The following is a 25,529-nucleotide window of genomic DNA, read 5'->3' as shown; positions in this document are numbered from 1 at the left end:
GCAGCAGCTCACCCGTGCTCAGACCACCCTCGGTACCACCGGAACGGCCCGTGACCCGCCTGACACCCTCCTCCGTGGTCACGATCTCGTCATGCGCCTTCGAACCCGGCACCCGGGCGAGGTCGAAACCGTCGCCGACCTCCACGCCCTTGATCGCCTGGATCCCCATCAGCGCGGCGGCCAGCCGCGCGTCCAGCCGCCGGTCCCAGTGCACATCTTCTGCATACCCGCCAGATCGGCGTGCCCCGGACGCGGACGCGTCAACGGAGCGTTGCGCGCCAGACCGGCCAGCACCTCCGGGTCGACCGGGTCGGCGGCCATGACCTGTTCCCACTTCGGCCACTCGGTGTTGCCCACCATCACCGCGACCGGCGAGCCCAGGGTCAGCCCGTGCCGGACACCACCCAGGAAGGTGACCTCGTCCCGCTCGAACTTCATGCGCGCACCACGGCCATAGCCGAGCCGCCGCCGCGCCAGGTGGTCCGCCACCATCTCCGTGGTGATCGGCACGCCGGCGGGAAGACCCTCCAGCGTCGCGACAAGTGCGGGACCGTGGGACTCCCCCGCGGTCAGCCAACGCAGCCTGCTCAACGGTGCTCCTCAGTGCTCGCGCCCGGTACTGCCCGGCGTGCGCCTCCTGGCGCACGGCGACGGCGTCACCGGGTGCGCGACCCCGGCACGCCACCTCCGATCCTCCCACGTCCCGGGGCGGCGGACGGCCGCCGGTCCAGCAGGCGGACGCCCGCGGGGGCGTCAGCGGCCGGCGAGCGCCTTCTCCCCGGCCTGCCGCATGGCGTCCAGCGGGCCCGGGACCTGCCCGGTCATCTGCTCGAACTGGAGCACGGCCTGGTGGACCAGCAGGTCCAGGCCGCCGACCACGGCGCCGCCGAACATGGACCAGCGGGCCGCCAGTTCGGTGGGCCAGGGGTCGTAGAGCACGTCGAAGAGGGTGGCGGGGCGTTCCGGTACGGCGGTGGCGAGCGCGTCGGTGGTCCCGGCGGGCGTGGTGGCGATCACCAGCGGGGCGCTCAGCGCCCGGGCGGCGTCGGCCCAGTCGGCCGTGCGGACCTCCACGTCGAGCCGCTCCCCCCACTGCCGCATCTCGGCGGCGCGGGCCTCGCTGCGGACGTAGGCGACGACCTCCCCGGTGCAGATCCGGGCCAGTGCGGCGAGCGCGGAGGAGGCGGTGGCGCCGGCACCCAGGATGGCGGCGGAGCCGACCTCCTCGATGCCGTGCTCGCGCAGGGCGGCCACCATGCCCGGGATGTCGGTGTTGTCGCCGCGCCGGCGTCCGTCCTCGGTGAAGACCAGCGTGTTGACCGCGTCGACCGAGGCCGCGGTGTCGCTGACCTCGTCGAGCAGCGGGATGACGGCCCGCTTCAGCGGCATGGTCAGCGACAGACCGGCCCACTCGGGCCCGAGCCGGTCCAGGAAGCCGGGCAGCGCGGCCTCGTCGACGTCGAAGCTGTCGTACGACCAGCCGGTGAGCCCGGCCGCCTCGTACGCCGCCCGGTGCAGCACCGGGGAGAGGGAGTGGGCGATCGGGGAGCCGAGCACGGCGGCACGACGGCCGTCAGTTGCCCGAGTTGGCATTGAACTTGTCCCTGAGCTCTAGGAATTCCGCGTATGTCTTGGCGAACTCGGTGTTGCTCATACCGTCGGTCGCCACGAAGTAGACCCAGCCGTCGTGCGTCGGGTTCAGCGTCGCCTTCAGCGCGTCCTCGCCGGGGTTGCCGATCGGGCCGGGCGGAAGTCCCGGGTACCGGTACGTGTTGTACGGGCTCGGGTCGCTGTTGATCTCCTTCTCGGAGATGTGGATGTTGCTCGTGCCCTTGGCGTAGTTGTACGTCGAGTCGAACTGGAGCTTGCGGTTGGTCTCGGTGTTGTCGGGCTTGAGGCGGTTGTAGACCACCTCGGCCATCTTGCGGAAGTCGTCGTGCGTCTTGCCCTCGGCCTGGACCAGGCTGGCGACCGTGACGAGTTCGAAGGCGTTGTCCACCCCGAGCTCCTTGGCCTTGTCGTCGAGGCCGTAGGCGGCGTACTTCTGCTTGGCCTGGGTGACCATCTGCTTGAGGATGGCGTCGGGCTTCATGCCCTTGGCGGCCGGGTAGGTGCCCGGGAAGAGGAAGCCCTCCAGCGGGTCCTTGACGTCGCCGCTGTTGTTCGCCCAGGCGGGCAGGCCGAGGGACTTGTACTGCTTCTCGGCGATCTTCTTGGTCGTGCCCGAGGACAGTTCCAGCTTCTTGTCGATGGCCGCGTAGACGCCCGAGTTGCGCTCGCCGGGGGTGACGATGACGTTGTTCTGGCTGCGCGGGTCCAGCATCAGCCGGACGGCGCTGGCGGCGGACATCTCCTTCTTCAGCAGGTAGGCACCGGCCTGGATGCCGTCGGCGCCCGGCGTGTTGGTCTGGGCGTGGACGAAGGCCTCGGCGCTCTTGACCACGCCGGCCTCCTTCAGACGGCGGCCGATCTCCCAGCCGCCCGCGCCCTTGGGGATCTCGACGGTGACCGTCTCGCCGGTGCCGTCGCCCGCGTAGTCCGGGGCCGTGCCGAAACGATTTTGGTAGAACTGGTACCCGAAGTACCCGACTCCGCCGAGGCCGCCGCCGAACACCAGGACGACGACCATGCAGGCGCAGCCGGTGCGCCGCTTCTTGCTCTTGACCGGCTTGCGGCCCTTGCCGCGCCGCTCCCGCCGGGTCGCGAGCTCGTGCCCCCCGTCGTCGCCCGCGCCGCCGCCGGCCACCGCCGGGACGTGCTCCTCGTCGTCGGCCGGCTCGGACTCCGGGCCGGGCTCGGGCCGCCTGCGGCCGGGCGGCTCCGGCGGCGGGTAGGCGTCCTCGGTGCCGTAGAGGTCGGGCTGCTCCCCGCCGTAGGCCACGGGCTGCTGGCCGTAGGGGTCGCCGGGGTCGGCGGCGTAGGGCACCTGGCCGAGGGTGCCGGTCGCGTCCCAGCCGCCCTGGTGGAACTGGTGCCGGCTGTGGCCGGCGAGCTGCTGGTCGTACGGCCGGCCGTCGTGGTGCGGGTGCTGCTGTCCCTCGTATCCGGGCTGCTGCTCCTGGCTCCAGTCGCCGTACTCCGACGCCTGCGGATAGTGCTGCGGCCGGCCGCCGTACGGGGACTGCGAGCCCTGCTGGGCCTGCTGTCCGCCCCATCCGCCGTCCCCGGACAACGGGTCCTCCGGATTCCACGGTTCGGAGCCTTGGCCCCGGCCATACTCAGTCATCGATCCCCTAGAGCCGCGAGGCCCACGGTCCCGCGGCCCGTCGGCCGGATTCCGTTCCGCCTCTTGCTGTGCCCCGGCTGTTCGAACACCGGCGCATCGCGCGGAACGTTACCGTATCGCGATCAGATGACCACTTCGACGCCCTCACCGGGTGGTTTGCCTGACACCCGTTCGGATTCCAGGGCCTGCTGCAGGATGATGACGGCCGCCGCCTGGTCGATGACCGAACGGCCCTTCTTGGACTTCACGCCGGAGGCGCGCAGTCCCTGGCCGGCCGTCACGGTCGTCATCCGCTCGTCCACCAGGCGCACCGGCACCGGCTGGATGCCCTTGGCCAGTTCCTGTGTGAAGGCGCGGACCTTGACCGCGGCCGGGCCCTCGCCCCCCTTGAGGGAGCGAGGGAGGCCGACGACGACCTCGATCGGGTCGTACTCCTCCACCAGTTGACGGAGGCGGCGGTGGGCGGCGGGGACGTCCCGGCCGGGGACGGTCTCCACCGGGGTGGCGAGGATCCCGTCGGGGTCGCACGAGGCGACCCCGATCCGGGCGTCCCCGACGTCGATCGCGAGCCGACGTCCTCTGCGCATCTGCTTGAGCCGTTCCTACTTGGCGGTCTCGGCGACGAGCCGCTCGACGGCCTCGACGGCCTCGCCCACGGCGGCCGGGTTCTGGCCGCCGCCCTGGGCGACGTCCGGCTTGCCGCCACCGCCGCCGCCGAGGGTCTTGGCGGCGGTGCGGACCAGGTCACCGGCCTTGAGGCCGCGGTCGCGGGCGGCGTCGTTGGTGGCGATGACCGTCAGCGGCTTGCCGTTGTTCACCGTGAACAGGGCCACCACGGCGGCCCGGCCGCCCTGGATCCGGCCGCGCACGTCCAGGACCAGCTTGCGCAGGTCGTCGGGGGTCGTGCCGTCCGGCACCCGGCCGGTGACCACGGCGACGCCGCGCACGTCCTTGGCGGACTCGGCGAGGCCGGCGGCGGCCTGGAGGACCTTCTCGGCGCGGAACCGCTCGATCTCCTTCTCGGCGTCCTTCAGCTTGCCGAGCATGGCGGAGACCTTCTCGGGCAGCTCCTCCGCGCGGCCCTTGAGCAGCTCGGTCAGCTGGTTGACGACCGTGTGCTCCCGGGCGAGGAAGGTGTAGGCGTCCACGCCGACCAGGGCCTCGATACGGCGCACACCGGAGCCGATGGAGGACTCGCCGAGCAGCTTCACCAGGCCCAGTTGGGCGGTGTTGTGCACGTGCGTGCCGCCGCACAGCTCCTTGGAGAAGTCGCCGATCGTCACGACGCGCACCCGCTCGCCGTACTTCTCGCCGAACTCGGCGATGGCGCCCTGCTTCTTGGCCTCGTCGATGCCCATGACCTCGGCGTGCACGTCCAAGTCGCGGGCGAGCACCTCGTTGATCTTCTGCTCGACGTCGGTCATGACGGCCGTCGGGACGGCGGACGGGGAGCCGAAGTCGAAGCGGAAGCGGCCGGGCTGGTTCTCCGAACCGGCCTGGGCGGCCGTCGGGCCGAGGGCGTCGCGCAGGGCCTGGTGGGTGAGGTGGGTGGCCGAGTGGGCGCGGGCGATGGCCTTGCGGCGGCGCACGTCGATCGAGGCGTGGGCCTTGGCGCCGACGGTCACCTCGCCGACCTGGACGACACCCTTGTGGACGTACACGCCCGGGACCGGCTTCTGGCAGTCGCGGACCTCGATGACGGCACCGGAGTCCACCTTGATGCGGCCGGTGTCGCCGATCTGGCCGCCGCCCTCGGCGTAGAACGGGGTGCGGTCCAGGACGATCTCGACCTCGTCGCCCTCGGTGGCGGCCGGGGAGGAGGCGCCGTCGACCAGGATGCCGACGATGGTGGACTCGCCCTCGGTGTCGGTGTAGCCGATGAAGTCGGTCTCACCGGCGCTGTCGGCGATCTCGCGGTAGGCGCCCAGGTCGGCGTGGCCGGTCTTCTTGGCCTGGGCGTCGGCCTTGGCGCGCTCCCGCTGCTCCTTCATCAGGCGGCGGAAGCCGTCCTCGTCCACGGACAGGCCCTGCTCGGCGGCCATCTCCAGGGTGAGGTCGATCGGGAAGCCCCAGGTGTCGTGGAGCAGGAACGCCTTGTCGCCGGAGAGGACGGTGCCGCCGGAGGCCTTGGTCTCGGTGACGGCGGTGTCCAGGATGTTGGTGCCGGCCTTCAGCGTCTTGAGGAAGGCGTTCTCCTCGGCGAGGGCGACCTTCTCGATGCGCTCGCGGTCGGTGATCAGCTCCGGGTACTGCTGCCCCATCATGCCGATCACGGTGTCGATCAGGTCCTTGACGACCGGACCGGTGGCGCCGAGCAGCCGCATGTTGCGGATGGCGCGGCGCATGATGCGGCGCAGGACGTACCCGCGGCCCTCGTTGCCGGGGGTGACGCCGTCGCCGATGAGCATGGTGGCGGTGCGCATGTGGTCGGTGACCACGCGCAGGGACACGTCCGAGGCGTGGGCGTCGCCGTAGCGCACGCCGGTCAGCTCGGTGGCCTTGTCGATGACGGCCATGGAGGTGTCGATCTCGTACATGTTCTGCACGCCCTGCAGAATCATGGCGAGCCGCTCCAGGCCGAGGCCCGTGTCGATGTTCTTGCTCGGCAGGTCCCCGAGGATCTCGAAGTTGTCCTTGCCGATGCCCTCGCCCCGCTCGTACTGCATGAAGACGAGGTTCCAGATCTCGACGTACCGCTCGTCGTTGACGGCGGGGCCGCCCTCGACGCCGAACTCGGGGCCGCGGTCGTAGTTGATCTCGGAGCAGGGGCCGCACGGGCCGGGCACGCCCATGGACCAGTAGTTGTCCTTCATGCCCAGGCGCTGGATGCGCTCCTTGGGCACGCCGACGACCTCGTGCCAGATCCGCTCCGCCTCGTCGTCGTCCTTGTAGACGGTGATCCACAGGCGCTCGGGGTCGAGGCCGTAACCGCCCTTGTCCTGGGGCGTGGTGAGCAGCTCCCAGGCGAGCTTGATGGCGCCTTCCTTGAAGTAGTCGCCGAAGGAGAAGTTGCCGCACATCTGGAAGAACGTGCCGTGCCGCGTGGTCTTGCCGACCTCTTCGATGTCGGGCGTGCGCACGCACTTCTGCACGCTGGTGGCGCGCGGGAACGGCGGCTTGACCTCACCCAGGAAGTAGGGCTTGAAGGGCACCATGCCGGCGGGGACGAGGAGCAGAGTCGGGTCGTCCGCGATGAGCGACGCCGAAGGGACGACGGTGTGCCCGCGCTCCTCGAAGAAGCTCAGCCAGCGGCGGCGAATCTCGGCCGACTCCATCAGTGGTCCTCATTCCGGTTGTACGAGTGCATCGGGGCTTCGATGTACTTCGGTGTGCTGCGGTTGTCGCTGGGGTGGTTCTCGATGGCGGTGTACCGCCGGGGCGCGGGGAGCTCGGGGTCCTCGTGGATGCCGAGGGCCTCCTCCAGCTCGGCCTCCCGCCGGGCCATGTTGTCGCGGACGTCGAACGCGAAGCCGACCGCGCGGTCCTTCAGGCGCTGACCGGTCTCCAGGGCCTTGTTCGCCGCGGTGGCGGCCAGGCTCTCCGGGGTCAGCTGCCTGATCTTGCGGTTGACCTTGGTGGTGGCCCACACACCGGCGGCGACACCGGTGGAGAACCAGAACGTACGGCGGAACATCGCTCGGTCTCAGTCCTTACTTCCGCTTGCGTCGTGCGGCGGGGACCGTCCGGCCCACGATCACGGTACGACGCGCCGACTTGCCGGGCACGTCCTCCCCCTTGCGGCCGCCGAGCGCCCGGCGGACGCCGTAGCCGAAGGCCGCGACCTTGACCAGCGGGCCGCCGAAGGTGGAGGCGACGGTGGTCGACAGCGCGGAGGCGTTGGAGGCGACCTCCTGGACGTCGGAGGCGATCGCGTCGACCCGGTCGATCTGGGTCTGCGCGGAGCGCACCGCCTGGGAGGCGTCGGCGAGCAGCGGGACGGCCTGGTCGGTCACGTCCGCGACGAGCTTGGTGGTCGCCTTGAGCGTCTGGGCCAGCCTCGCCAGCGCGACGGCGAGGAAAGAGACCAGGATCGCCCAGAAGACGGCCACCAGGATCCCGGCCACCTCTGTACCGGACACTGTGCGCACCCGCTCCCTGAAACGTGCCTGAGCATCGGAAAAGTCGTGTCCCGAGCCTATCGCGCCGGGGCCGCGGCTCCGTACCGGATATCCCGGCTCGGCGGGTGCGCTCGCGCCGGGTGATTGTACGCACCGAACACGGTTCAGTACGCTCCGTGTCCCATGCGAGATCCTCACGGTCCCGGCCCCTGGGCGGGCGGCGCCCCGCCCCTCGAACTCACCGCTTTCATCGGGCGCTCGGCGGAGCTGGCCGAGCTGGCGGCGGCCCTCGGCCGGGCCCGGCTGGTGACCGTCACCGGGGCGGGCGGGGTGGGCAAGTCCCGGCTGGCGGTGCGGGCGGCGGCGCGGTGGGCGGCCGGTGAGCCGGCCGGTGCGGGCTGGGGCCGGGTGGAGCTGGCCGAGGTGCGCGATCCGCAGTTCGTGGCGTACGCGGTCGTGGAGGCGCTGGGTCTGACCGACCACACCACCCGGCTGCCCCGCGAGACGCTGCTGGAGCAGCTGGCGGGCCGGCGGATGCTGCTGGTGCTGGACGGGTTCGAGCATCTGGCGGAGCCCAGTGCCCGGCTGGTGGCCCGGCTGCTGCGCGGACTGCCGGAGCTGCGGGTGCTGGCCGTGGGCCGGCGCCCGCTGGGTCTCGCGGGCGAGCGGCTGTTCCCGCTGGCGCCGCTCGGCCCCGAGGAGGCGGTGGAGCTGCTCACCGACCGGGCCCGGGCGCACGGCGTGCCGGTGGCCGACGGCCCCGAGGTGCGGGAGCTGTGCCGCCGGCTGGACGGGATCCCGCTGGCGCTGGAGCTGGCGGCCGGGCGGCTGCGCGCGCTGTCCCCGGCGCAGCTGCTGCACCGCCTCGGCGACCGGTTCCGGCTGCTGACCGGCGGCGCCCGGGACGCCCTGCCCCGGCACCGGACGCTGCGCACCGCGATCGGCTGGAGCCACGAGCTGTGCACCCCGGCCGAACGGCTGCTGTGGGCGCGGCTGTCGGTGTTCGCGGGGTCCTTCGACCTGGAGGCGGCCGAGTACGTGTGCGGCGGGGCGGGGCTGCCCGCCGAGGACGTGCTGGACGTGCTGTCGGAGCTGCTGGCCCAGTCGGTCCTCGCCCGCGAGGAGACCCCGGTGGGCCCGCGCTACCGGATGCTGGACACCGTCCGGGAGTACGGCGCCGAGTGGCTGGCGGCGGCCGGGGACGCGGACCGGCTGCGCAGACGGCACCGGGACTGGTACCTGGGCCTGGCGGCCTGGTGCGAGCTGGAGTGGTGCACGCCCCGGCAGCGGGAGGTGGCCGCGCGGGTGGACGTGGAGCTGCCGAATCTGCGGGCCGCGCTGGAGTGCTGTCTGACCGAGCCGGACGAGGCGCACCTCGGTCAGCACCTGGCGGGTTCGCTGTGGTTCTGCTGGGTGGGCTGCGGGCGGCTGTCGGAGGGGCGGCGCTGGCTGGAGCGCAGTCTGGAGCCGGAGTCGGGGTACGAGCGGGCCCGGCTGAAGGCGCTGTGGGTGCTGGGCTACGTGGCGATCCTCCAGGGCGACACCGGGGCGGCGCTGCGCGTGCTGCGGACGTGCCGCGAGCGGGCGGAGCGGGCGGGCGACGCGGTGGCGGCGGCCTACGCGGAGCACCGCACCGGCTGTCTGGCCCTGGTCACGGACGACATGGCCGGTGCGGAAACGCTGCTGCGCTCGGCGCTGGAGCGCTACCGGGCGGTCGGCGAGCTGAACAGCAACGTCCTGATGGGCCGGGTGGAGCTGGCGATGGCCCGGGCGTTCCAGGGCGACCTGCCGGGCGCGGTGCGGCTGTGCGAGGAGGTGCGCCGGGCCTGCGAGGACCACGGGGAGCGCTGGGCGCGTTCGTACGCGCTGTATGTGCTGGCGTACGCGGCCTGGGCCGACGGGGACCCGGCGGGCGCGCGGGAGCTGCTCGCGAACGCGCTGGCCGACGCGCACGCGTTCCGGGATCTGCTGGGCTCGGTGCTCGTCATCGAGCTGCTGGCGCTGGTGACGGTGGCGCAGGGCGATCCGGTGGAGGCGGCGGTGCTCCAGGGCGCCGCGGGGCGGCTGTGGCCCTCGGTGGGGCTGCCGCTGTTCGGTTCGGCGTACTACAACGCGCCGCACGAGCTGTGCGAGGCCGCCGCGCGGCGGGCGCTCGGCGACGCGCGGTACGCCGAGTGCGTGCGGGCGGGGGCCGGGCTGGACCGGGAGGCGGCGGTGGCCCGGGCGCTGCGGCACCAAAAGCCGGGGGCGCTGGGCGCCCTGCCGGCGCCTCGCGGCCCGGTCCCGGGCACCGGCCCCGGACAGCGCGAACCCGCCGCCTCGCCCACCCGGAAGGGCGGGGAGACGGCGGGCTGAGGCTGAGGCCTACGCCGTGACCTGGGTCAGCGGGCGTAGTACTCGACGACGAGCTGCTCGTCGCAGATCACCGGGATCTCCTTGCGGTTCGGCTCGCGGTCCAGGCGGAACGCCAGGGCCTTGAGGTTCACCTGGAGGTAGCGCGGGGTCTCGCCGTCGGGGGCGAAGCCGCCCTCACGGGCGATCTGGAACAGCGTCTTGTCCTTGGAGCGGTCGCGGACCTGCACGACGTCGTCCGGACGGACACGGAAGGACGGCTTGTCGACCTTCTGGCCGTTGACCTGGATGTGGCCGTGGACGACCATCTGGCGGGCCTGGTAGATCGTGCGGGCGATGCCCGAGCGCAGGACCAGCGCGTCGAGGCGGCGCTCCAGCTCCACGATCAGGGCCTCACCGGTCTTGCCCTGGACCTTGGAGGCACGCTCGTAGGCGCGCACCAGCTGGCGCTCGGAGATGTCGTACTGAGCGCGCAGGCGCTGCTTCTCCAGCAGACGGACCTTGTAGTCCGAGTTCTGCTTGCGGCCGCGGCCGTGCTCGCCCGGCGGGTAGGGGCGGGCCTCGAAGTACTTGACGGCCTTCGGGGTCAGCGCGATGCCGAGGGCACGCGACTTCTTGACCTTGGGGCGGGACTGGTTCGCCACAGTTATCTCATTTCCTTGATTCCGGCTCGTCAGGGTTAGGGAGGTCGCATCCGCAGCCGGGAAAACCCGTCGGGTCCGCGCGGGACCTGCCGGGCAGCCGCTTCCCTGGTCTGGGCACATACGTGCAGCACGCGAGTGGCCCACCGACCGTCCCGGGATTTCACGGGGGGTGGTGGGCTGCCCGCGACACCGTTCGACGGTGCGCGACGCTCCTGGAGCCGGTCCACGGGGAACCGGGTCTCCGGCCGGGTGTCCCGCTCTGACAGCACGGAACTCGGCGCTTCGCAGCAGTCTACAGGCTGCTCAGGACCGCTTGCGACCGAGGTGTCTGCGGGTCCACTCGACGGCGTCCGCGTACCTGGCCTCGGCGCCGTGCCGGCCCGGGGTGTAGTACTCGCGGTCCTTCAGGGCGTCCGGGGCGTACTGCTGCTCGGCGATGCCCTCGGGCAGGTCGTGCGGGTACACGTACCCCTGGGCGTGGCCGAGCTTGGCGGCGCCCTTGTAGTGCCCGTCGCGCAGATGCGGGGGGACCGGGCCGGCCAGGCCCTTGCGTACGTCGTCCAGGGCGGCGGCGATCGCGGTGGTCGCGGAGTTGGACTTGGGGGCGAGGGCCAGGGCGATGGTGGCGTGGCTGAGGGTGAGGGCGGCCTCCGGGAAGCCGATCATGGCGACGGCCTGGGCGGCGGCGACCGCGATCGGCAGCGCGGTGGGGTCGGCGAGGCCGATGTCCTCGCTGGCGGAGATCATCAGCCGGCGGGCGATGAACCGGGGGTCCTCACCGGCCTCGATCATGCGGGCCAGGTAGTGCAGGGCCGCGTCGACGTCGGAGCCGCGGATGGACTTGATGAGGGCGCTGGCGACGTCGTAGTGCTGGTCGCCGTCGCGGTCGTACTTGACGGCGGCGCGGTCGACGGTCTGCTCCAGCGTGCGCAGGCCGATCTCGCTCTCGCCCTGGTCCAGGGCGGCGCCGGCGGCGGCCTCCAGGGCGGTCAGGGCGCGCCGGGCGTCGCCGCCGGCGATCCGCAGCAGGTGCTCCTCGGTCTCCTCGGGGAGCGTGACGGCGTTCTTCAGGCCGCGTTCGTCGGCGAGGGCGCGCCGCAGCAGGCCGCGGATGTCGTCGTCGGTGAGGGGTTCGAGGGTGAGCAGCAGGGAGCGGGAGAGGAGCGGGGAGATCACCGAGAAGTAGGGGTTCTCCGTGGTGGCCGCGATCAGGGTCACCCAGCGGTTCTCCACGGCCGGCAGCAGGGAGTCCTGCTGGGCCTTGCTGAAGCGGTGGATCTCGTCCAGGAAGAGGACGGTCTCCTTGCCGTAGCCGCCGGTGGCGCGGCGGGCGCCGTCGATGACCGCGCGGACCTCCTTGACGCCCGCGGTGATCGCGGAGAGCTCCACGAACCGCTTGTCGGTGGCTTTGGAGACCACGTAGGCCAGGGTGGTCTTGCCGGTGCCGGGCGGGCCCCAGAGGATCACCGAGGACGGTCCGGCGGGCCCTCCGGAGCCCTCGCCGACCAGGCGGCGCAGGGGTGAGCCGGGTGCCAGCAGATGCTGCTGGCCCACGACCTCGTCGAGCGAGCGCGGGCGCATGCGCACCGCCAGGGGGCTGCCCGCCGGGTCCTTCTCCTGGCGTTCTTCTGCTGCGGCGGTGAACAGGTCGGGTTCCACGCTGAAACCCTAGAGCACCGCACCGACAATCCCGCCGGGGCCGTCAGCTGGTCCAGAACTCCCACCACCGGGTCAGCACCAGCATGCCGATGATGCCGATGTGCGCGACCGGCACGACCCAGGTGAACTCGCCGAAGAAGGACCGCAGCCAGCGGGGGGCCGGCAGGAAGGCGTTGCGGATGTTGAACGAGGTGACGTACCAGAACATGGTGATCGTGGCGACCCAGGCCAGCGAGCACCACAGGCACAGCGCGTTGATCCGGTACAGGGACTGGAACTGCAGCCAGGTGCAGAAGCCCACGCCGAACAGGGTGCCGAAGTTGAACGTGAGCCAGTACCAGCGCGGGAACCGGGCGCGGGCCAGCAGGCTCATGCCGACGCAGATGACGATGCCGTAGCAGACCAGCCCGAGCATGGGGTTCGGGAAGCCGAAGGCGGCGGCCTGCTTGCTCTCCATGACGCTGCCGCAGGAGACCACCGGGTTGAGGCTGCACCCCGGGGTGAAGGTCTTGCCCGCGACCTTGGCTTCGAGGATCTTGAACTTGTCGATCGTGATGACCCACGAGGCCAGCAGTCCGGCCGCGCCGGTGATCACCAGCAGGATGGCGAGGGCTCGGCTGCCGCCGGCCGCGCGCGGGGCGTCGGCGGCGCGCTCCGGACCGGGCTCCGCGGAGACGTCGTTCACTGTCGTCTTGCTCATCACGCCGATTCCGTCACTCGAGGGTCGGACCATCTTCGGGCACGGGTCATTGTGCCGCACGCGCCTGGGTGCGCACCGTTCGCTGCGCATAAGGATCTGCGTACGACCGGTGCCCCCGCCGGGTTCCGGACAGCGGACGGCCCTTTCGCGACAAGGGCGCCGGACGTTCCCCGCGGGGAGCGTCCGGCGCCCATGCGCGCGCGGGTGTCAGCCGAGCCGGGACTCCAGTTCCGCCACGATCTCGTTGACGCCGATCGCGGTCTGCTCGCCGGACTCCATGTCCTTGAGCTGGACGACGCCCTCGGCGAGGTCGCGCTCACCGGCGACGATGGCGTAGCGGGCGCCGGAGCGGTTGGCGTTCTTCATGGCGCCCTTCAGCCCCTTGCCGCCGTAGGCGAAGTCGGCCGCGATGCCCACCTTGCGCAGGTCGGTGACCTTGGCGAACAGCACCCGGCGGGCCTCCTCGCCGAGCGGGACGGCGTACACGGACGTCGGGGTCGGCAGGTCCAGTTCCACGCCCTCGGCCTGGAGCGCGAGGACCGTGCGGTCGACGCCCAGGGCCCAGCCGACGGACGGCAGCGCGGGGCCGCCGATCATCTCGGACAGGCCGTCGTACCGGCCGCCGCCGCCCACCGCGGACTGCGAGCCCAGGCCGTCGTGCACGAACTCGAAGGTGGTGCGGGTGTAGTAGTCCAGGCCGCGCACCAGCCTGGGGTCGTCCTCGAAGGAGACGCCCGCGGCGGTGATCAGCTCACGGACCTCCTCGTGGTACGCCTTGCACGCGTCGCACAGGTAGTCGCGCAGCAGCGGGGCGCCGGCGAGCTGCTTCTGCACCGACTCGCGCTTGTCGTCCAGGACCCGCAGCGGGTTGATGTCGACGCGTCGGCGGGTGTCCTCGTCCAGGTCCAGGCCGCGCAGGAAGTCCTGCAGCGCGCTCCGGTACACCGGACGGCACTCCTTGTCGCCCAGGCTGTTCAGCAGGATGCGGAAGTTCCTCAGGCCCAGCGAGCGGTACGCCTGGTCGGCCAGGATGATCAGCTCGGCGTCCAGCGCCGGGTCCTCCGCGCCGATCGCCTCGGCGCCCACCTGGGAGAAGTGGCGGTAGCGGCCCTTCTGGGGGCGCTCGTAGCGGTAGTAGGAGCCGGAGTACCAGAGCTTGACCGGGAGGTTGCCCGTCTTGTGCAGGTTGGCCTCCAGGGCCGCCCGCAGCACGGACGCGGTGCCCTCGGGGCGCAGGGCGAGCTTGTCGCCGCCCTTGGTCTCGAAGGCGTACATCTCCTTGGTCACGATGTCGGTGGACTCGCCGACACCGCGCGCGAACAGTTCGACGTTCTCGAAGCCGGGGGTCTCGATGTAGCCGTAGCCGGAGTTGCGCAGCGGGGCGGCGATGGCCTCGCGGACGGCCAGGTAGGCGGCCGAGTCCGGCGGGATCAGGTCGTAGGTGCCCTTGGGGGCCTGAAAAGTGCTCAACGTAGGTCTCTCGTCACATTCCTCGTCGGGGAGCGTCCACGCTTCCCGGGCCGGCGGCCACCTGCCGCAGATAGGGGTTGGTGGCGCGCTCCTGGCCGATGGTCGTCTGGGGGCCGTGGCCGGACAGCACCACGGTGGAGTCGTCGAGCGGCAGGCACACGCGGGCCAGCGACTCGAGCATGTCCTCCATGGATCCGCCCGGCAGGTCGGTGCGTCCGATGGAGCCGGCGAACAGCAGATCCCCGGAGAAGAACACCGACGGGACGTCGGCGGCCTCGGGCATCCGGAAGGTCACCGACCCCTTGGTATGGCCCGGCGCGTGCGCGACGGAGAACGTGAGGCCGGCCAGCTCCAGGGCCGTGCCGTCGGTCAGCTCCCTGACGTCGTCCGGCTCCCCCACGGTCAGCTCGCCCATGAGCGGCATGCCGATGGAACGGCCGAGCGCCTTCTCCGGGTCGCTCATCATGTACCGGTCCTCCGGGTGGATCCAGGCCGGTACCTGGTGCGCGCCGCAGACGGGGACGACCGAGGCGACGTGGTCGATGTGGCCGTGGGTGAGGACGACGGCGACGGGCTTGAGCCGATGCTTCCTCAGCGTTTCCTCGACGCCTTCGGCGGCCTGGTGGCCGGGGTCGATGATCACGCACTCCTCACCGGCGGCGGGGGCGACGAGATAGCAGTTCGTCCCCCAGGCCCCGGCGGGGAACCCGGCAATGAGCACGATCGTCCTTCGTTGTGTGTCGGTTACAGGCGGCTTCAGCTGCTCCCAGAGCCTACCGGCGCTGCCGTTTCCTCAGCGAACCCATATACGGTACGGGGCTACACGCGGCGGTCGGAGCACGAGGACGCACGCGTGCCGCCCGACACACGACACGCATGAGGAGAAAACCCGGTGGTCAGCCAGGAGCAGCGGCGGCGTCAGCTCGCCCGGGAGAAGTTCTTGCGGCAGCAGCAGCGGCGCACCGAGGCGCGGCGAAGGGCCCGCCTGCGCAACTCCGTGATCGCGTCGGTCCTGGGCGTGGTCGTGATCGGCAGTGTCGCCCTGTACACGACCGGGGTGCTCAAGGACGACGACAAGAAGAAGACGGACGCGAGCGGCCAGGCCACCCCGAGCGCCGCGCCGACCAGCAAGGCGCCGGACCCCTGCGCGAAGCCGGCGGCCGGCTCGGTGAAGAAGCTGAGCTGGAAGAAGGAGCCGGCGATGACGATCGACACGTCGGCGAAGTACACGCTGAAGCTGGCGACGACGTGCGGTGACATCGGCGTCGCGCTGAAGACGTCGGCGGCGCCGCACACGGTGAACTCGTTCGACTTCCTCGCCGGCAAGGGCTACTTCGACCACACCAAGTGCCACCGGCTGACCACCCAGGGCATCTACGTCCTGCAGTGCGGCGACCCGCAGGGCACCGGCGCGGGCGGTCCCGGCTACACGCTCCCGGACGAGAACCTCAAGGACAAGAGCCTGAAGAACAACACCTACCCGGCGGGCACGGTGGCGATGGCCAACACCGGGCAGGCGCACACCGGCGGCAGCCAGTTCTTCCTCGTCTACAAGGACAGCCAGCTGCCGCCGAGCTACACGCCGTTCGGCACGGTCGACGCGGCGGGCATGAAGGTGCTGAACAAGATCGCGGCGGCCGGTGAGAACACGGGCGCCGGCGACGGCGCGCCGAACGCGACGGTCGTGATCGACAAGGCCACGGTCGTCAAGTCCTGACCTCCGTGCCCGGACCCCGCCGGCCCGTGCCGGCACCCGGAACCGAAGGTCAACGGGGCGGGCGGCGGAATTTCGGTCGTGCTGGATGCGGACAGGCCGCCCGCTGGTCGCCTATGTTGGCCGTGACGAAACTGTGGACGATGCCCGGGGGTGCTGCGGCCCCCCGCAGGCATCATGTGGAGGAGGCGCTGTGAGCAGCGACCCGTGGGGCCGCGTCGACGAGACGGGGACCGTGTACGTGCGTACGGCCGACGGCGAGAAGGTCGTCGGTTCCTGGCAGGCCGGCTCCCCCGAGGAGGCGCTGGCCTACTTCGAGCGCAAGTACGAGGGCCTGGTTGTCGAGATCGGCCTCCTCGAGAAGCGTGTGCGGACCACCGACCTGTCGGCGAAGGACGCCCAGGCCGCCATCGGCCATCTGCGCGAGCAGGTGGACGCGCACCACGCGGTCGGTGATCTGGACGCGCTGCGGCAGCGGCTGGACAAGCTGGTCGCGACCGTCGAGGCGCGCCGCGAGGAGCGCAAGGCGCAGCGGGCCAAGCAGTCCGACGAGGCCCGCAAGGCCAAGGAGGACCTGGTCGCCGAGGCCGAGCGGCTGGCGCAGTCCGACCAGTGGCGGGCCGCCGGTGAGCGGCTGCGGGCGCTGGTGGACACCTGGAAGGGGCTGCCGCGGCTGGACCGCAAGTCCGACGACGAGCTGTGGCACCGCTTCTCGCACGCCCGGTCGGCGTTCTCCAAGCGCCGCAAGGCGCACTTCGCGCAGCTGGACGCGCAGCGCGAGGAGGCGAGGCGGGTCAAGGAGCGGCTGGTCGCCGAGGCGGAGGCGCTGTCCGGGTCGACGGACTGGGGTCCGACGGCCGCCCGGTACCGCGAGCTGATGGCGGAGTGGAAGGCCGCGGGCCGCGCCCAGCGCGAGCACGAGGACGACCTGTGGAACCGCTTCCGCGGCGCCCAGGACGTGTTCTTCGCCGCCCGCAGCTCGGTGTTCGCCGAACGGGACGCCGAGCAGTCGGAGAACCTGAAGCTGAAGGAGGAGCTGGCCGAGGAGGCCGAGAAGCTCCTGCCGATCGGCGACCTGAAGGCCGCGCGGGCCGCCTTCCGCTCGATCAACGAGCGCTGGGAGGCCATCGGTCACGTCCCGCGGGACGCCCGGCCGAAGGTCGAGGGCCGGATGCACGCCGTGGAGCGGGCGATCCAGGAGGCCGAGGAGGCCGAGTGGCGCCGGACGAACCCGGAGGCACGCGCGCGTGCCGAGGGTCTGACCGGTCAGCTCCAGGCGGCCGTGGACAAGCTGCGCGCGCAGATCGACCAGGCGCGGGCCCAGGGCAACAACGCCCGGGCCGACAAGCTGCAGAAGGAGCTGGAGGGCCGTCAGGCGCTCCTGGACCAGGCCCTGAAGGGCCTGCAGGAGTTCGGCGGCTGAATCCCTCACCGCCTCGCCGAAAGGGCCCCGTACACGCGTACGGGGCCCTTCTCGGTGCTCCGGGGTTCCGCGCGGTGGTCGGGCGGCCGCGAGAGCCGCGCTACGAGCGGCTGCGTCCCGACGTCACCCGGTAGACGTCGTACACGCCCTCCACGCCCCGGACCGCCTTCAGTACGTGGCCGAGGTGCTTGGGGTCGCCCATCTCGAAGGTGAACCGGGAGGTGGCCACCCGGTCCCGGGAGGTCTGCACGGCCGCCGACAGGATGTTGACGTGCTGGTCGGACAGCACCCGGGTGACGTCCGACAGCAGCCGGGACCGGTCCAGCGCCTCCACCTGGATGGCGACCAGGAAGACCGAGGACTGGGTCGGCGCCCACTCGACGTCGAGGATGCGCTCCGGCTCCCGGGACAGCGAGTCGACGTTGACGCAGTCGCTGCGGTGAACCGATACGCCGCTGCCGCGGGTGACGAAGCCGATGATCGGGTCTCCGGGCACCGGCGTACAGCAGCGGGCCAGCTTGACCCACACGTCCTCGACGCCCTTGACGACCACGCCCGGGTCGGCGCTGGAGCGCCGCTTGCGCCCGCGGCCGCGGGACGGCGGGACCGTCTCGTCGATCTCCTCGGTGGCCGCCTCCTCGCCGCCGAGCGCCTGGACGAGCTTCTGCACGATGTTCTGCGCGGAGACATGGCCCTCGCCGATCGCCGCGTACAGCGCGGAGATGTCCGAGTAGCGCATCTCGTGCGCGAGCGTGACCAGCGAGTCCCCGGTCAGGATGCGCTGGATCGGCAGGTTCTGCTTGCGCATGGCCCGCACGATGGCGTCCTTGCCCTGCTCGATCGCCTCGTCGCGGCGCTCCTTGGAGAACCAGGCGCGGATCTTGTTGCGCGCCCGCGGCGACTTGACGAAGCCGAGCCAGTCCCGGGACGGGCCGGCGCCGGCCGCCTTGGAGGTGAACACCTCGACCAGGTCGCCGTTGTCCAGGGTGGACTCCAGCGGGACCAGCCGCCCGTTGACCCGCGCCCCTATGGTGCGGTGGCCGACCTCGGTGTGCACGGCGTAGGCGAAGTCCACCGGGGTGGCGCCGGCCGGCAGCGCTATGACATCGCCCTTGGGTGTGAAGACGAAGACCTCGTTGCGGGACAGGTCGAAGCGCAGGGACTCCAGGAACTCGCCCGGGTCCTCGGTCTCCTTCTGCCAGTCCAGCAGCTGCCGCAGCCACGCCATGTCGTTGATGGCGTCCTTGTCCTTCGCCGACGTCTTGGGCGCGTCGGTGCGGACCTTGGAGGCGCCGGCGACGGCCTCCTGCTTGTACTTCCAGTGCGCGGCGATGCCGTACTCGGCGCGGCGGTGCATGTCGAACGTGCGGATCTGGAGTTCGACCGGCTTGCCGTTGGGGCCGATGACCGTCGTGTGCAGCGACTGGTACATGTTGAACTTGGGCATCGCGATGTAGTCCTTGAACCGGCCGGGGACCGGGTTCCATCGCGCGTGCACCGTGCCGAGGGCGGCGTAGCAGTCGCGGACCGTGTCGACGAGGACGCGGATGCCCACCAGGTCGTAGATCTCGGCGAAGTCGCGGCCTCGCACGATCATCTTCTGGTAGACGCTGTAGTAGTGCTTGGGGCGGCCGGTGACGGTGGCCTTGATCCGGGCGGCGCGCAGGTCGGACTGGACCTCGTCGGTCACTATGGCCAGGTACTCGTCACGCTTCGGCGCCCGCTCGGCCACCAGCCGTACGATCTCGTCGTACATCTTGGGGTAGAGGATCGCGAACGCGAGGTCCTCCAGCTCCCACTTGATGGTGTTCATGCCGAGGCGGTGGGCGAGCGGAGCGTAGATCTCCAGCGTCTCGCGCGCCTTCTTCTCCTGCTTCTCGCGCTTGAGGTAGCGCATGGTGCGCATGTTGTGCAGGCGGTCGGCGAGCTTGATGACCAGGACCCGCGGGTCCTTCGCCATGGCCACGACCATCTTGCGCACGGTCTCGGCCTGCGCGGCCTCGCCGAACTTGACCTTGTCCAGCTTGGTCACGCCGTCGACCAGCAGGGCGACGACGTCGCCGAAGTCGCGGCGCAGGTCCTCCAGGCCGTACTCGGTGTCCTCGACGGTGTCGTGCAGCAGCCCCGCCATCAGGGTGGCCGGGTCCATGCCCAGCTCGGCGAGGATGGTGGTGACGGCGAGCGGGTGCGTGATGTACGGGTCGCCGCTCTTGCGCTTCTGGCCGCGGTGCCAGCGCTCGGCGACCTGGTAGGCGCGCTCGATCTGGCGCAGCGTGGAGTTCTCGATCTTGGGGTCGTTGCTGCGCACTATCCGCAGCAACGGCTCCAGGACCGGGTTGTAGGGGTTCGCGCGCTGGACGCCGAGGCGGGCTAGGCGCGCCCGGACCCGGTTGGAGGAGGCGCTGCGGGCGGGCTGCGCGGCCGGCTGGCGGACCACCGGGGGCTGCGCCGGGCGCTCGGCCGGGGCCTGCTTGGGCCGCGCGGACTCCGCGCTCTTCTCCACGGGCGCGGCGTGGGCGTGCTCGACCGCTCCGCGGGTGTCGTTCTTCACCTGGGAAGCGCTCGGCGCGGGCTTCGCCGCGGCGGCCGAGGCGGGCTCGGGCTTGGCGGCGGTCAGTGGCTGGGCCTCGTCTGGCAAGAGGACTCCTCGTGCGCGATCCGGGTCCCCCGGTCAGGCTCCGGAGACCCCATGGTAGCGATCCTGCGCCCCGTCATCGCCTTCTGGCGGCTGTGAGGACCGTCTACCCCTGCAACACGGAAGGCTGTCAGGGGATTCCGGACGGCCGGTCGCGAAGCGCCCGCACCGACGTCGGCGACGGACGGGCGAACCGCCGCGGACCTGCGAAAACGCCGAGGCGGGGCCTGGGGACACCGGCTGTGGATCGGGCGGAACGCGGACGGCCGCCCCGGCACACGCGTGCCGGGGCGGCCGTCGCACAGCGAGGCGTTCAGACCTCGAGCAGCGCCTGGAGGGGAGCTCCGTCCAGCGCGGCCTCCAGCCGGGCACGGCCGTCCAGGAAGCCCAGTTCCATCAGCACCGCGAGCCCGGACACCTCGGCGCCGGCGCGCTGGATCAGATGGATCGCCGCCTCGGCCGTACCGCCCGTGGCCAGGACGTCGTCCACGATCAGCACGCGGTCGCCGGCGGTCAGGTCCTCGGCGTGCACCTCGATCTCCGCCGAGCCGTACTCCAGGTCGTAGGCCTGGCGCAGGGTGGCCCCGGGCAGCTTGCCCGCCTTGCGGACCGGGATGAAGCCCAGGCCGGCGCGGACGGCGACCGGGGCGCCCAGGATGAAGCCCCGGGCCTCCAGGCCGACCACCTTGGTCGCGCCGGTGTCGGCGGCGATCCGCGCCAGCGCGTCGGTGAGCGCGGTGAAGGCCGCCGGGTCGGCCAGGAGCGGGGTGATGTCCTTGAACATCACGCCCGGCTCCGGGTAGTCGGCCACATCGCGGATGCGGCTCAGCAGCAGTTCCTGGATGTCGGTCATCGGCGCTTTCCGGAGGTACGGCCGCGGCCCCGGCCGCGTGCGGGCTGGTTGCGCGGGCCCACGACGGCGGGGGCGCCGTCGTCGCCGTCGTCACCGGCGGTGGTGCGGACCTCGGCGAGGTCCTCCTCCGCGGCGGCCTGGGCGCGCTTGGCCAGGACCCGCTTGGTGAGGTTCTTCATCGCCGGCTCGCGCTCCTTGAGGTCGGCGACGAGCGGGGTGGCGATGAAGATCGAGGAGTAGGCACCGGCCGCGAGGCCCACGAACAGCGACAGCGAGATGTCGTTGAGCGTGCCCGCGCCGAGGAAGCCGCCGCCGATGAAGAGCAGACCGGCGACCGGCAGCAGCGCGACGACCGTGGTGTTGATGGAGCGGACCAGGGTGCCGTTGATCGAGCGGTTGGCGATCTCGCTGTAGGTGAACCGGGTCTGCTTGGTGAGGTCCTTCGTCTGCTCCTTGAGGCTGTCGAAGACGACGACCGTGTCATAGAGCGAGTAACCGAGGATGGTCAGCAGACCGATGACCGTACCGGGCGTCACCTCGAAGCCGACCAGGGCGTAGATACCGGTCGTGATGGTGATGTCGTGGATCAGGGCGACCAGCGCGGCCACGGCCATGCGCCACTCGAAGGCGATCGCCAGGTAGATCACCACGAGGACCATGAAGATCGCCAGGCCCTCCCAGGCCTTGTTGGCGATCTGCTCGCCCCAGCTCGGGCCGACCAGGTCGGCGGCCAGCTTCTCGGGGTCGAGCTTGAGGTCCTTGGCCAGCTCCTGCTTGATCCGGTCGGACTGGCCGGTGTCGATGCCGGCGATCTGGATGCGCAGGCTGTCGTTGCCCAGCTTCTGCACGATGGCCTGGTGGCCGGAGGCCTTGTTGGCGTACTCCTCCGCCTGGGCCACCGAGACGCTCATCTTCGTGGGCGTCGTGAAGACCGCGCCGCCCTCGAACTCGATGCCCATGTTCAGGCCGCGCACCGCCAGGCCGACGATGGCCGTGATGGTGATCAGGATCGAGATGCCGTACCAGATCTTGCGCTTGCCGACGAAGTCGTACGCGATCTCGCCGCGGTGCAGCCGGGCGCCGAGGGTGCCGAGTTTCGACATGGCTCACGCCTCCTTCGGGTCGACGGGGCCGGCGGCGGGACCGGCGGGACGGCGGGTGCGGCGCAGCGGGGGCTTGGCGCCCAGGCCCTTGGGGTCGAGACCGGACCACTTGTGGCCGTCCGCGAAGAACTTGCGGCGGGCGAGGAGCGTCATCAGCGGCTTGGTGAAGAAGAAGACCACGACCACGTCGAGCAGGGTGGTCAGGCCCAGTGTGAAGGCGAAGCCCTGCACCTTGCCGACGGTGACGACGAACAGCACGGCGGCGGCCAGGAACGACACGAAGTCGGAGACCAGGATGGTGCGCCGGGCACGCGGCCAGGCCCGCTCCACCGCGGGGCGCAGCGTGCGGCCCTCGCGGATCTCGTCCCTTATGCGCTCGAAGTACACGATGAACGAGTCCGCGGTGATACCGATGGCGACGATGGCACCGCACACGGCCGGCAGGTTCAGCGCGAAGTTGATGGCCGGGCCGAGCAGCGACATGATCACGTAGGTGAGGATCGCGGAGACCAGCAGCGAGGCCATGGCCACGATCGACAGGCCGCGGTAGTAGACCACCAGGTAGATCACGACCAGCGCCAGGCCGATCGCGCCCGCGAGTAGACCGGCGTGCAGCTGCTCGCCGCCGAGCGCGGCGGTGACGGTGGTGACGGACTGCTCCTGGAAGGACAGCGGCAGGGCGCCGTACGACAGCATGTTGGCCAGGCCCTGCGCCTCGTCCTGCTGGAAGCTGCCGGAGATCTCCGCCTGGCCGCCGGTGATGGACTGCCGCACATACGGGCTGGAGACGACCTCGCCGTCCAGGACGATGCCGAACTCGTTCTGCGGCTGCGGCTTGTTGGCCAGCTCGCCGGTGATGTCGGCGAACTTCTTGGCGCCCTTGGAGGTGAAGTTCATCTGGACCTGCCAGCCGGCGGCGCCCTGGGTGTCGAAGACGGCCTGCGCCTTCTTCACCTCGGTGCCGTCCACGGCGGCGGGGCCGAGCAGGTACTTGTACCAGGCGTCGTCGATCTTGCCGCAGGCCACGGTGGGCCGGCCCGGCTTGGCGTTCTTGCCGGCGTTCGCCCGGTCGGTGGGCTTGGTGCAGTCCAGGGCCGCGTACTGCGCCTGGAGCTTGGCGTCGGCGCCGGAGCCGCTGCCGGCCGGGGCCGAGGGCGTGCCCGACGGAGTGGCCGAGGGCTTGGCGCTGCCGGTGGCGGAGCCGCTCGGCGAGGGGGTGGCGTCGGCCTTCAGGGCGTCGGTGACCGCGCGGCCCTGGGACGTGGCCGAGGCCGAGGGAGACGCGGAACCGGACGCCGTCTCCTTGCCGGAGCCGGACGCCTTCTCGCCGGCCGAGGCGGACGCCGACGGGCTGCTGCCCGGCTTCGGCGAGGAGCCGCCCGTGGAGGACGCGCTCGGCGACGGGCTCTTCGTGGCGGGGCCGCTGGGCTCGCTCGCCAGGACCGGCCGGAAGTACAGCTTGGCGGTGGTGCCTACCTGCTCCTGGGCCTCCTTGGAGTTGGTGCCCTTGGGGATGTTGACGATGATGTTGTCGTTCCCCTGGGTCTGCACCTCCGCCTCGGAGACACCCAGACCGTTGACCCGGCGGTTCATGATGTCGACCGCGGTGTCCATGTTGGCCTTGTTGATCGCGGACCCCTGATCGGCCTTCGCCTTGAGCGTGATGCTCGTACCACCGGCGAGGTCGATGCCGAGACGCGGAGTGGTGTGCCCGGAGGCGAACATCCCTCCGGCGAGCGCCACGATGGCGATCAGGATGAGGGCCAGCGAGCGCCCTGGCTTGCTCGGGGCGCTCGCGCTTCGGCCCCTCTTAGGTGCTGCCACCTTCTCGTACTCCCTCTCGGGCCGCCCCGCGCCCGGTCGGCGCGGTCGGCCATGACATGGTGTCGGACTCCCGTGCGGGAAACAGACGCGCCCGGGACACGCGGGGCGCCCATCATGCCGCCGCCGCGTATCCCGGGGGGTGACTACTTCGCGTCGGAGTCGCCGTCGGTCTTCTTCGGCTGGTCGTCCGCGCCGGCCTCGGCGGCGTCCTTCTTACCGAGGTCGATCTTGTCGTCCGAGGCGGCGGCAGCGTCGGCGGATCCGTCGGTCTCGTCGGTCTCGGTGAGGGAGGAGGCGTCGTCCGGGACGATGCCGGTGTCGGACTTCAGGTCGTGCTCGATGCCGTGGACGATGCGGTTGTACTCGTCGTCGGAGAGGACGGCGCCGATGGAGTTCTTCGCGAAGAGGAGGTCGACGCCGGGCGCGGCGTCGAGGAGGACGGTGTCCTCGTTGACCTCCTTGACCGTCGCGTACATCCCCCCGATCGTGCGGACTCCGGATCCGGGCTGCATCTGGTTCCGCATGTCGGCGGCCTGCTGCTGCTTCTTCTTGGCCGAACGCGTCATCAGGAACATGGCCGCGATGAGCACGATGAACGGGAGAAGGGTATAGGCATTCACGGGACGGAATTTCCTTCGCGCGACCGCGCGGGTGAGCGGCCTTTGGGATGGGGGTGTGGTCGGCGCCGCCCGCAAGGGCGGCATCGGCGGAGTCTAAGCGAGTCCGCTCTCATGGAACAACGCTCAGCATGGCACCTGGGTTCCGGCCGGGCCATCGCCTTCGCCGCTCGGCCGCCCTCACGCCCCGAACAAGTCCTGTTGTCCGTTTCCCGCGGCCGGCGCGTGCGGCGGGGTCAGCCCCAGGTGCGCCCAGGCGGCGGGGGTGGCGACCCGGCCGCGCGGGGTGCGGGCGAGCAGTCCCTCGCGGACCAGGAACGGCTCGGCGACCTCCTCCACGGTCTCCCGCTCCTCCCCCACCGCGACGGCGAGGGTGGACAGGCCCACCGGTCCGCCGCCGAACAGCTTCAGCAGGGCTTCCAGGACGGCGCGGTCCAGCCGGTCCAGGCCGCGCGCGTCGACCTCGTAGACGGCGAGCGCGGCGGCGGCGATCTCCCGGGTGATCACCCCGTCGGCCTTGACCTGCGCGTAGTCGCGGACGCGGCGCAGCAGGCGGTTGGCGATACGGGGCGTGCCCCGGGACCGGCCGGCGATCTCGGCGGCGCCGTCCGGCTCGATCACGACGTCCAGCAGGCTCGCCGAGCGGTGCACCACGCGCTCCAGCTCGTGCGGGGCGTAGAACTCCATGTGCGCGGTGAAGCCGAAGCGGTCGCGCAGCGGCGGGGGCAGCAGGCCCGCCCGTGTGGTGGCGCCGACCAGGGTGAACGGCGGCAGCTCCAGCGGGATCGCGGTGGCGCCGGGGCCCTTGCCCACGATGACGTCGACGCGGAAGTCCTCCATCGCCATGTACAGCATCTCCTCGGCGGGCCGGGACATGCGGTGGATCTCGTCGAGGAAGAGCACCTCGCCCTCCTGGAGCGAGGACAGGATCGAGGCGAGGTCGCCGGCGTGCTGGATGGCGGGGCCGGAGGTGATGCGGATGGGGGCGCCCATCTCCGCCGCGATGATCATCGAAAGGGTGGTCTTGCCGAGGCCGGGCGCCCCGGAGAGCAGCACGTGGTCGGCGGTGGCACCCCGCGCGCGTGCCGCGCGCAGCACCAGGTCGAGCTGTTCGCGGACCTTCTCCTGGCCGATGAACTCGCCGAGGTCCTTGGGGCGCAGGGCGGCCTCGACGGCCTGGTCCTCCCGGTCGGCCAACGCACCGACGAGCCGCTCCTCGGCGGGGGTGGGGGTGGTGTCGTCCCGGTTCAC

At 71.4% G+C, this 25,529-nt stretch carries 20 protein-coding genes and 1 pseudogene; 3 read left to right on the top strand and 18 right to left on the bottom strand.

What is annotated here, in order from left to right; all coding sequences use genetic code 11:
• From IH25_RS37750 to IH25_RS0123410, 7 genes and pseudogenes are all read right to left on the bottom strand, one after another.
• Positions 1–591: pseudogene (locus IH25_RS37750) on the bottom strand (chorismate synthase); the annotation flags it as partial.
• Positions 592–753: 162 nt separating this feature from the next.
• Positions 754–1,593: a shikimate dehydrogenase gene (locus tag IH25_RS0123435; RefSeq protein WP_030613879.1), complete on the bottom strand. Its 840-nt coding sequence runs from the start codon at positions 1,591–1,593 to the stop codon at positions 754–756.
• The gene (mltG, locus tag IH25_RS0123430; RefSeq protein WP_107058443.1) at positions 1,574–3,226 is read right to left on the bottom strand and encodes an endolytic transglycosylase MltG; all 1,653 of its coding nucleotides are present in this window, start codon (positions 3,224–3,226) and stop codon (positions 1,574–1,576) included. Before mltG ends, IH25_RS0123435 begins: the two co-directional genes overlap by 20 nt.
• A 122-nt stretch (positions 3,227–3,348) precedes the next feature.
• A complete protein-coding gene (gene ruvX, locus IH25_RS0123425) occupies positions 3,349–3,813 on the bottom strand; it encodes a Holliday junction resolvase RuvX (RefSeq protein ID WP_030613873.1) in 465 nt (154 codons plus the stop codon).
• A gap of 15 nt (positions 3,814–3,828) precedes the next feature.
• On the bottom strand, positions 3,829–6,501 hold the full coding sequence (alaS, locus tag IH25_RS0123420; protein WP_030613872.1) for an alanine--tRNA ligase: 2,673 nt from the start codon (positions 6,499–6,501) through the stop codon (positions 3,829–3,831).
• Positions 6,501–6,860 (bottom strand): hypothetical protein, encoded by a 360-nt coding sequence (locus IH25_RS0123415; RefSeq protein WP_030613869.1) that lies wholly within the window; start codon positions 6,858–6,860, stop codon positions 6,501–6,503. The genes alaS and IH25_RS0123415 overlap by 1 nt, the downstream gene beginning before the upstream one ends.
• 16 nt (positions 6,861–6,876) lie before the next feature.
• Positions 6,877–7,314: a DUF948 domain-containing protein gene (locus tag IH25_RS0123410; protein ID WP_107058442.1), complete on the bottom strand. Its 438-nt coding sequence runs from the start codon at positions 7,312–7,314 to the stop codon at positions 6,877–6,879.
• A 153-nt stretch (positions 7,315–7,467) separates the two neighbouring features.
• Here IH25_RS0123410 and IH25_RS0123405 point away from each other — a divergent pair, with 153 nt between their 5' ends.
• Positions 7,468–9,639 (top strand): ATP-binding protein, encoded by a 2,172-nt coding sequence (locus IH25_RS0123405; protein ID WP_030613864.1) that lies wholly within the window; start codon positions 7,468–7,470, stop codon positions 9,637–9,639.
• 26 nt (positions 9,640–9,665) lie between these two features.
• Here IH25_RS0123405 and rpsD read toward each other — a convergent pair whose 3' ends face one another.
• The 5 genes from rpsD to IH25_RS0123380 form a co-directional block, all read right to left on the bottom strand.
• On the bottom strand, positions 9,666–10,280 hold the full coding sequence (rpsD, locus tag IH25_RS0123400; RefSeq protein WP_020938857.1) for a 30S ribosomal protein S4: 615 nt from the start codon (positions 10,278–10,280) through the stop codon (positions 9,666–9,668).
• Between the two features lie 303 nt (positions 10,281–10,583).
• Positions 10,584–11,939 carry a replication-associated recombination protein A gene (locus IH25_RS0123395; RefSeq protein ID WP_030613857.1) on the bottom strand — a complete coding sequence of 452 codons (1,356 nt, stop codon included), beginning with the start codon at positions 11,937–11,939 and terminating at the stop codon, positions 10,584–10,586.
• Positions 11,940–11,982: 43 nt separating this feature from the next.
• Positions 11,983–12,639 (bottom strand): vitamin K epoxide reductase family protein, encoded by a 657-nt coding sequence (locus IH25_RS0123390; RefSeq protein ID WP_030613855.1) that lies wholly within the window; start codon positions 12,637–12,639, stop codon positions 11,983–11,985.
• A 207-nt stretch (positions 12,640–12,846) separates the two neighbouring features.
• The gene (gene hisS, locus IH25_RS0123385) at positions 12,847–14,109 is read right to left on the bottom strand and encodes a histidine--tRNA ligase (RefSeq protein WP_030613852.1); all 1,263 of its coding nucleotides are present in this window, start codon (positions 14,107–14,109) and stop codon (positions 12,847–12,849) included.
• 13 nt (positions 14,110–14,122) lie between these two features.
• Entirely contained in the window at positions 14,123–14,830 is a 708-nt protein-coding gene (locus IH25_RS0123380) for an MBL fold metallo-hydrolase (RefSeq protein ID WP_030613849.1), read from the bottom strand.
• A 171-nt stretch (positions 14,831–15,001) separates the two neighbouring features.
• On the opposite strand from IH25_RS0123380, the gene IH25_RS0123375 reads away from it, so the two are divergent.
• Both IH25_RS0123375 and IH25_RS0123370 read left to right on the top strand, forming a co-directional pair.
• Positions 15,002–15,826: a peptidylprolyl isomerase gene (locus IH25_RS0123375; protein WP_030613846.1), complete on the top strand. Its 825-nt coding sequence runs from the start codon at positions 15,002–15,004 to the stop codon at positions 15,824–15,826.
• Positions 15,827–16,016: 190 nt separating this feature from the next.
• Positions 16,017–17,246 carry a DUF349 domain-containing protein gene (locus IH25_RS0123370; RefSeq protein ID WP_030613843.1) on the top strand — a complete coding sequence of 410 codons (1,230 nt, stop codon included), beginning with the start codon at positions 16,017–16,019 and terminating at the stop codon, positions 17,244–17,246.
• 100 nt (positions 17,247–17,346) lie between these two features.
• Here IH25_RS0123370 and relA read toward each other — a convergent pair whose 3' ends face one another.
• The 6 genes from relA to ruvB all read right to left on the bottom strand — a co-directional run bounded on the left by relA (position 17,347) and on the right by ruvB (position 25,529).
• Positions 17,347–19,884, bottom strand: coding sequence for a GTP pyrophosphokinase (gene relA, locus IH25_RS0123365; RefSeq protein ID WP_030613840.1), 2,538 nt, complete (start codon positions 19,882–19,884; stop codon positions 17,347–17,349).
• A gap of 310 nt (positions 19,885–20,194) precedes the next feature.
• Positions 20,195–20,734 carry an adenine phosphoribosyltransferase gene (locus IH25_RS0123360; protein WP_030613837.1) on the bottom strand — a complete coding sequence of 180 codons (540 nt, stop codon included), beginning with the start codon at positions 20,732–20,734 and terminating at the stop codon, positions 20,195–20,197.
• On the bottom strand, positions 20,731–21,837 hold the full coding sequence (gene secF, locus IH25_RS0123355) for a protein translocase subunit SecF (RefSeq protein WP_030613834.1): 1,107 nt from the start codon (positions 21,835–21,837) through the stop codon (positions 20,731–20,733). Before secF ends, IH25_RS0123360 begins: the two co-directional genes overlap by 4 nt.
• A 3-nt stretch (positions 21,838–21,840) precedes the next feature.
• A complete protein-coding gene (gene secD / locus IH25_RS0123350; RefSeq protein WP_030613832.1) occupies positions 21,841–23,661 on the bottom strand; it encodes a protein translocase subunit SecD in 1,821 nt (606 codons plus the stop codon).
• 143 nt (positions 23,662–23,804) lie between these two features.
• Entirely contained in the window at positions 23,805–24,281 is a 477-nt protein-coding gene (gene yajC, locus IH25_RS0123345) for a preprotein translocase subunit YajC (protein WP_030613829.1), read from the bottom strand.
• A gap of 177 nt (positions 24,282–24,458) precedes the next feature.
• Positions 24,459–25,529 (bottom strand): Holliday junction branch migration DNA helicase RuvB, encoded by a 1,071-nt coding sequence (ruvB, locus tag IH25_RS0123340; protein ID WP_030613826.1) that lies wholly within the window; start codon positions 25,527–25,529, stop codon positions 24,459–24,461.

The organism is Streptomyces achromogenes subsp. achromogenes (assembly GCF_000720835.1).
Lineage (GTDB): Bacteria > Actinomycetota > Actinomycetes > Streptomycetales > Streptomycetaceae > Streptomyces > Streptomyces achromogenes.
This window is presented reverse-complemented; position numbering and strand designations above follow the sequence as displayed.